This is a genomic window from Streptomyces aidingensis (assembly GCF_900112355.1).
Taxonomy (GTDB): Bacteria; Actinomycetota; Actinomycetes; order Streptomycetales; family Streptomycetaceae; genus Streptomyces; species Streptomyces aidingensis.
Genome location: NZ_FOLM01000011.1, coordinates 223,705 through 230,786, shown reverse-complemented (window position 1 = coordinate 230,786; position 7,082 = coordinate 223,705). Strand labels below are relative to the sequence as shown.

The 7,082-nt window shown below is 73.2% G+C and carries 7 protein-coding genes; 3 read left to right on the top strand and 4 right to left on the bottom strand.

Annotation, left to right across the window (positions count from 1 at the left end):
* The first annotated feature begins 481 nt into the window (after positions 1–481).
* Positions 482–1,420 (top strand): NADP-dependent oxidoreductase, encoded by a 939-nt coding sequence (locus BM242_RS20205; RefSeq protein WP_093840301.1) that lies wholly within the window; start codon positions 482–484, stop codon positions 1,418–1,420.
* Positions 1,421–1,589: 169 nt separating this feature from the next.
* Entirely contained in the window at positions 1,590–2,072 is a 483-nt protein-coding gene (locus tag BM242_RS20200) for a DUF6328 family protein (protein WP_093840268.1), read from the top strand.
* Here BM242_RS20200 and BM242_RS20195 read toward each other — a convergent pair.
* Complete coding sequence (locus BM242_RS20195) at positions 2,069–2,497, bottom strand: nuclear transport factor 2 family protein (protein WP_093840267.1); 429 nt, start codon at positions 2,495–2,497, stop codon at positions 2,069–2,071. The genes BM242_RS20200 and BM242_RS20195 overlap by 4 nt on opposite strands.
* 71 nt (positions 2,498–2,568) lie before the next feature.
* Here BM242_RS20195 and BM242_RS20190 point away from each other — a divergent pair, with 71 nt between their 5' ends.
* Positions 2,569–3,510 (top strand): LysR family transcriptional regulator, encoded by a 942-nt coding sequence (locus BM242_RS20190; protein WP_093840266.1) that lies wholly within the window; start codon positions 2,569–2,571, stop codon positions 3,508–3,510.
* Here BM242_RS20190 and BM242_RS20185 read toward each other — a convergent pair.
* From BM242_RS20185 to pdhA, 3 genes are read right to left on the bottom strand one after another with little or no spacing between them, the layout of a single operon-like run.
* Entirely contained in the window at positions 3,507–4,784 is a 1,278-nt protein-coding gene (locus BM242_RS20185) for a dihydrolipoamide acetyltransferase family protein (RefSeq protein ID WP_093840265.1), read from the bottom strand. The genes BM242_RS20190 and BM242_RS20185 overlap by 4 nt on opposite strands.
* Positions 4,777–5,853 carry an alpha-ketoacid dehydrogenase subunit beta gene (locus tag BM242_RS20180; RefSeq protein WP_093840264.1) on the bottom strand — a complete coding sequence of 359 codons (1,077 nt, stop codon included), beginning with the start codon at positions 5,851–5,853 and terminating at the stop codon, positions 4,777–4,779. The genes BM242_RS20185 and BM242_RS20180 overlap by 8 nt, the downstream gene beginning before the upstream one ends.
* On the bottom strand, positions 5,850–7,016 hold the full coding sequence (pdhA, locus tag BM242_RS20175) for a pyruvate dehydrogenase (acetyl-transferring) E1 component subunit alpha (protein WP_093840263.1): 1,167 nt from the start codon (positions 7,014–7,016) through the stop codon (positions 5,850–5,852). The genes BM242_RS20180 and pdhA overlap by 4 nt, the downstream gene beginning before the upstream one ends.
* Positions 7,017–7,082: the final 66 nt, after the last annotated feature.

The following is a 7,082-nucleotide window of genomic DNA, read 5'->3' as shown; positions in this document are numbered from 1 at the left end:
TGCCAAATATCTGGCGTTGACTTTTGGCACGCTGTTGAGTTCTCAAGGAACGGACACTGCCATCGGTATCCCTCTCGGGAATCCCTCCGGGTGTTTCTTCCGTTTCGGTGCTTCCGACGCTATCACATTCGATCTGGACCGAATGTGCCCCGGCCGGCGGGGTTTGTTGCCGAGTTTTCGCCCTCCGGCGTGTTCACCACCGTAGAGCATTCACCCGGCCCGGACAAAATCGGGGGGCGGGTCCAATTCGGCGTGCGGCAATACGCGTGCCGAAGCAGTCCCGTCCGGGGTGATCTGAGCGGTGGTGCCACACAGCGGGTGGCGAGAAGTGCGTCGGGACCCGTGGAGGTCCCCGACAGCCTGAGGAACTTTACGGGGTGCCGGGCAGCAGCGTCAAACCGGCTCCTCGGGGGCCACTCGGATGTGCCTCGGCCCGCGCCGGAATGAGTCTGGCCGGGCCATCGTTGCCGAGGGCATGAGCATGAACGCAATGGCACTGCAGACGTACGGCGGCCCGGAGGCGCTCGGACCGGTGGAACTGCCGGAACCGAAGGTGGCTCCGGGGGAGGTGCTGATCCGGGTGAAGGCCGCGGGGGTCAACCCGGTCGACTGGAAGCTGGCGGCCGGCAATCTGGATCCGCTGATGGTGACGCACTTCCCCCTGGTCCCCGGCTGGGATGTGGCCGGGGTGGTGGAACGGGTGGGCCTGGATGTGCCGGAGTTCCGGGCCGGCGACGAGGTGGTCGCCTATGTGCGCAAGGACCAGGTCGAGCACGGCACCTACGCGGAGCTGGTGTCGGCGAATGTGCGGATGGTGGCACGCAAGGCGGAGTCACTGAGCTGGGAGCAGGCGGCGGGGCTGCCGCTGGCCGGGCTCACCGCGCAGCGTTCGCTGCGGCGCGCGGGAGTTCCGGGGCCGGGGGAGCCGGCGGCAACCGTGCTGATTCATGCCGCGTCCGGCGGCGTGGGAGCGCTGGCCGCGCAGCTCGCGGTGGCCTCGGGGGCCCGGGTGATCGGTACGGCGAGCGAGCGCAACCACGAGTTTCTGCGCGGTCTGGGGGTCGAACCGGTGGTCTACGGCGAGGGGCTGGCGGAGCGGGTGCGGGCGCTGGCGCCGGACGGTGTGGACGCGGCGCTGGACTTCGCCGGCGCGGGTGCGGCCGAGGCCTCGCTGCCGCTGCTGAGGTCGGGCCCCGGGCGGCTGGTGTCCATCGTCGATCCCGGAGTGACGGAGCTGGGCGGTGAGTACGTATGGGTGCGGCCGGACGCGGAGGGCCTGGCGGAGCTGGGCCGGCTCGCGGACGCGGGGCGCCTGACGGTCCCGGTCGGCGGAACGTTCCCGCTGGCGGAGGCCGCCGAGGCGTGGCGGGTGAGCCAGGAGGGGCACGTGCGGGGCAAGCTGGTGCTGACGGTGTCCTGAGCCTGGCGGTGTCCTGAGCCTTCGGCCGGGGTGTGTGCGTCCCGTGCGCCGCCCCGCCCCGCGGTGCCCCTCGACTGTCTGTTTGTCAGGTTTTCAATGATTCTGAGCGGTTACGCTGCCTTCATTGGTTCATCCGGACGACGGCGGACAACGGCGGAGGTGCCAGGGCGTGGTGGCGTACGGGCGCAACGAGACGCCGGAGCAGCGTGCGGACCGGCGCTGGAACGAACTGCTCCAGGAGGTGCGGGTCGCCCAGACCGGCGTCCAGATCCTGCTGGCGTTTCTGCTGACGGCGGCCTTTGCGCCGCGCTTCACCGAGCTCACGCAGAACGAGGTGCGGCTGTACGTCCTGACGCTGATGCTGGGTGCGGGATCGACGGGTGCGCTGATCGCGCCGGTGGTGCTGCACCGCTTCGTGACCGGGCGGCGGCTGAAGCCCGAGACGGTGGAATGGGCGTCGAAGCTGACGATCATCGGGCTGTTCCTGCTGCTGTGCACGGTCGTCTGCGCGATGCTGCTGGTCTCGCTGTTCGTACTGGAAAGTTCGGCGGCGTACTGGGTGGTCGGCGGCGTCACGTTGTGGTTCGCGCTGTGCTGGTTCTCCCTGCCGGTCTACGCCCTGCTCCGCCACAGTCGGACGGCCGGCTCCTAGCACCCGGCGGAGGGCTCCGGCCGCGGTCGCGGCGGGGTGAGGACCCGCTCGGCCAGGGCCGTGTCGCAGTGCTCGACGACTTCGGCGAGGCGTCCGCCGGCGACCCGGAAGACGAAGCAGTAGGTCTGGTCGTACCGCTCGCCGCCCGTGGTGGTGGCCTCGGAGCGGGCCTGCACCACGACGTGGTCGCCTTCCGCCACGATGGAGTCCGCGGTGCAGCGGTAGTCGGCGAACTGTTCCATCAGGGGCCGCAGCAGTTCCGCGAGGACGGCCGACTTCGGCTCCCAGCTCCCCGACCATGTCCAGTTCCCGGGGAAGGTCCACCGGAAGTCGTCGGCCATGGCGTCGCTCATCGCGCGTGTGTTTCCCCGGGCCATCTGGGCGAAGACCTCTTCGAGCAGTTTCCTGTTCTCCTCAGCACTCATGCGGACCAGGCTAGAAACGGCTGAGGCATTCGACCAGCGAAAGTCTGGCATGCCTGATATGAGTTCTGCGCATGACTGAGTTCACCCTCCCGGGGCTGCGCGTGCTGCGTGCGGCGGCCCGGCACGGCTCGTTCTCCACCGCCGCCGAGAACCTGGGCTACACGCAGTCGGCGGTTTCGCGTCAGATCGCGCTGCTGGAAAAGGCGGTGGGCCGGGCGCTGTTCGAGCGCCATACCCGGGGCGTACGGCCGACCGAGGCGGGCCGGGTCCTGCTCCGGCACGCCGACGCCGTGCTCGGCGCACTGGATGCGGCCCGCCATGAGCTGCGGGGACTGGGCGAGCGCCGTCCCCCCGGCCGGCTGCGCGTCGGCGCCTTTTCCACCGCCCTCGCGGCTCTGGTCCCGGGGGCGATGGCCGTGCTTGCCGGGGAGGAACCGGATGCCCGGGTGATGCTGCGCGAGGGGATGAGCGGGCAACTGCTGCGCGCCGTGGCGCGGGAGCGCCTGGATCTCGCGGTGGTGAACCTGCCCGAGGGCGTGGCGGGGCCGGCGGTGCCGGCGGGGCTGGAACTGCTGCCGCTGCCGGAGGACCCGCTGCTGGTCGCGGTGGCGGCGCAGCATCCGCTGGCCGGCCGTACCGGCGTCACCGCCCGGATGCTGCGGGGCGAACGGTGGATCGCCGGAAGCTCCGATCCGGGAAAGACCCTGCTGGCCGGGTGGAGTGACGGGGTGTTCCGGCCGGAGATCGCGGTTGTGGCACGGGACTGGACGGCCAAGCTCGGTCTCGTCGCCGCCGGGCTGGGCGTGACGGTGGTTCCCGGGCTCGCCGTGCCCGCGCTGCCCCCGGCGGTCGCGGTGGTCCGGATCGACGACCCGGCCGCGGTGCGCGCCACCGCGCTGGTCCAGCGTCCCGGTGCGCCGGACGCGCAGCTGCGGGGAAGGTTCGCCGAGGCGCTGCTCGACGTCTCCGCGCGGATGTCCGCCCGGCTCCGGGACCGGCTGCGGGCGGGTTAGGGATGGTGCGCGCCGGAGATGGCCGCGGGCCGGAGATGGCGGAGGAGGCGGGCAGGGGATTCGATGGTGTCGGCCACCTCGCGGAGGAAGCCCCCGGCCGTGCCGCCGTCGCACACCCGGTGGTCGAAGGTGAGGGAGAGCTGGACCACCTGGCGCAGGGCGAGCCGGCCCTGATGTGCCCAGGGCTTCTCGGCGATGCGGCCGACGCCGAGCATGGCGGCCTCGGGGTGGTTGATGATCGGCGTGGAGCCGTCCACGCCGAAGACTCCGTAGTTGTTCAGGGTGAAGGTGCCTCCGGTGAGGTCGGCGGGGGTGAGGCGGCCGGTGCGGGCGGCTTCGGTGAGGCGGCCGATCTCGTCGTGCAGTTGCTGGAGGGTGCGGGTTCCGGCGTTGCGGACGACGGGCACCAGCAGGCCGCGGTCGGTCTGGGTGGCGAGGGACAGGTGAATGTCGGGGTGGACGACGATCTCCCGCGCCGCGGTGTCGACCGAGGCGTTGAGCCGGGGGTGGGTGGCAAGAGCCGCGATGCAGATGCGGGCCAGCAGGGCGAGCAGGGAGATCCGGGGTTCGCCCAGGGCCTGGCGCGCCGCGAGCAGTTCGGTGGCGTCGGCGTCCACCCAGCAGGTGGCGTCGGGGATTTCGGCCCGGCTGCGGGTGAGCTTGGCGGCCGCGGCGCCGGCGGTGCCGCGCAGCGGGATGCGGGTGGCGGCGGCGGGCTCGGGGCCGGGCTCGGGGCGGGTCGCCCGGTCGAGGTCGGCGCGGAGGATCAGTCCGCCGGGGCCGGAGCCGCGCAGGGTGTGCAGGTCGATACCGCGTTCCCGGGCGAGGCGGCGGACCAGCGGAGAGATCACCGCGGTCGGGCCGGCGGCGGGGGCGGGCCGGCCGGAGGTCAGGGGCACGGTGCCGGTCAGGGGCGGGGTCCGGCGGCGGCGGACGGCGGGGGCCGCGGTCGCGGCGGTGCCGTATCCGACCAGAACGTTGCCCGAGGTGCCCGAGGAGCCCGAGGAGCCGGGCGCGCCGTCGGGGACGGGGGCGGAGGCGATGGTGATCAGGGGGGTGCCGACGGGGATCTGCTGGCCCTCCTCACCGTGGCGGGAGGTGACCACGCCCGCGTAGGGGCAGGGGACTTCGACCTGGGCCTTGGCGGTCTCGACTTCCAGCACGGGCTGGTCGACCGTGACGATGTCACCGACGGCGACCAGCCAGCGGACGATTTCGGCTTCGGTGAGGCCCTCGCCGAGGTCGGGGAGGCGGAATTCGCGGACTTCAGGCATGGGGGCGGCCTTCCGTTCCCGGGATCCAGTCGGCTTCCCATTGCAGGCGGGCCACGGCGTCCAGGATGCGGTCCACGCCGGGGAGATGGTGCCCCTCCAGCATGGGCGGGGGATAGGGGATGTCGAAGCCGGTGACGCGCAGCACCGGGGCTTGCAGATAGTGGAAGCAGCCTTCGGTGACCCGGGCGGCGATCTCGGCGCCGGGGCCGGCGAAGCCGGTGGCCTCGTGGACCACGACGGCCCGGCCGGTGCGGCGGACCGAGTCGCAGACGGTGTCGTCGTCGAACGGGACGAGGGTGCGCAGGTCGATGACCTCCAGCTCCCAGCCCTCGGTGGCGCGGGCGGCCTCGGCCGCTTCCAGGCAGACCGGCAGGGAGGGGCCGTAGGTGATGAGGGTGGCGCTGGTGCCGGTGCGGGGGACGGCGGCGCGGCCGAAGGGCAGGGCGGCCGGGGGCTGGTCCAGGTCGAGCGGGGCCTTGGACCAGTAGAGCCGCTTGGGTTCCAGGAAGACGACCGGGTCGTCGGAGGCGATGGCCCGGCGCAGCAGGCCGTAGGCGTCGGCCACGGTGGCCGGGGTGACCACGTGCAGGCCGGGGGTGGCCATGTAGTAGGCCTCGGAGGAGTCGCTGTGGTGTTCCACTCCGCCGATGCCGCCGCCGTAGGGGATGCGCACGGTCAGCGGCAGCGGAAGTGCGCCGGAGGTGCGGTTGCGCATCCGGGAGACATGCGAGACGAGCTGCTCGAAGGCGGGGTAGGCGAAGGCGTCGAACTGCATCTCGACCACCGGGCGGAGTCCGTACATGGCCATGCCGACGGCGGTGCCGAGAATGCCTGCCTCGGCGAGCGGGGTGTCGGTGCAGCGCCGGTCGCCGAATTCGGCGGCCAGGCCGTCGGTGATGCGGAAGACGCCGCCGAGGGTGCCGACGTCCTCGCCGAGGATGTGCACGGCGGGGTCGGCGGCGAGGGCGTCGCGCAGGGCGCGGTTGAGGGCCTGGGCCATGGTGACCGGGCGGGTGCCGGCCGGGGCGGGCGCGTCCGGGGAGGTGCGGGAGGCCGGGGCGGCGGTCATGCGGCATCCCTCCCCGGGCCGGTGCCGCCGCCCGGGGCGGACGCGGCTTCCGCCTCGGCGGCGAGTTCCGCCCGCAGGCGGCTGTGCTGGGCGCGGAGCTGCGCGGTGGGTTCGGCGTAGACATGGTCGAAGAGGGATGCCGCGTCGGGCCGGGGATCGGCGTGCATCCGCTCGCGGAGGCCGGCGGCGAAGGACTCGGCGGCGGTACGGGCCTCGGCGACGAGTTCGTCGGTGAGTTCGCCGCGCCGGCGGAGTTCCTCCTCCAGGAGACGGAGCGGATCATGGCCGCGCCAGGCGGCGACCTCCTCCTCGTCGCGGTAGCGGGAGGCGTCGTCGGCGTTGGTATGGGCGTCGAGGCGGTAGGTGAGGGCCTCGATCAGAGCGGGGCCGCCGCCGGAGCGGGCCCGGTCCAGGGCCTCGGTCAGGACCTGGTGGACGGCGGGGGCGTCGTTGCCGTCGACCAGGCGGCCGGGCATGCCGTATCCCACCGCCTTGTGGGCGATGCTGGGCGCGGCGGTCTGCTTGGCGAGCGGGACGGAGATGGCGAAGCCGTTGTTCTGCACCAGGAACACCACCGGGGCCTGCCAGACCGCGGCGAAGTTGAGCGCCTCGTGGAAGTCCCCCTCGGAGGTGCCGCCGTCGCCGACCAGGGCCAGCGCGGCCACCTCGTCCCCGCACAGCCGGGCGGCGTGGGCCAGGCCGACGGCGTGCGGAAGCTGGGTGGCCAGCGGGGTGCACAGGGGTGCGACGCGGTGCCGGTGCGGGTCGTAGCCGCTGTGCCGGTCGCCGCGCAGCAGGCTGAGCGCCTGCACCGGATCGACGCCGCGGGCGACCACCGCCAGGGTGTCGCGGTAGCTGGGGAAGAGCCAGTCGTCCGGGCGCAGGGCCAGGGCGGCGGCGGTCTGGCACGCCTCCTGACCGGCGGAGGAGGGGTAGACGGCCAGCCGCCCCTGCCGGGTGAGTGCGGTGGCCTGCTCGTTGTAGCGGCGGCCGAGCACCAGCCGGCGGTAGAGCTCACGCCACAGGCCGGGGGTGGCGGGCTCGGCGCCGGTGCCCAGCAGCCGGTAGGGCTCGGGCTCGGGCAGCAGCGGCGCGGGGTCGGTGCGCGGCTGCCAGCCGGGGGGCGGGGCGGGGCGGTAGCCGGTGTGCTCCAGCACCGTCATGGCGGGCACCTCCTGGTCGAGGCTGCGTGCGGGTGCGGCGCCGGTGGGTGCGGCGCTCCCTACCGA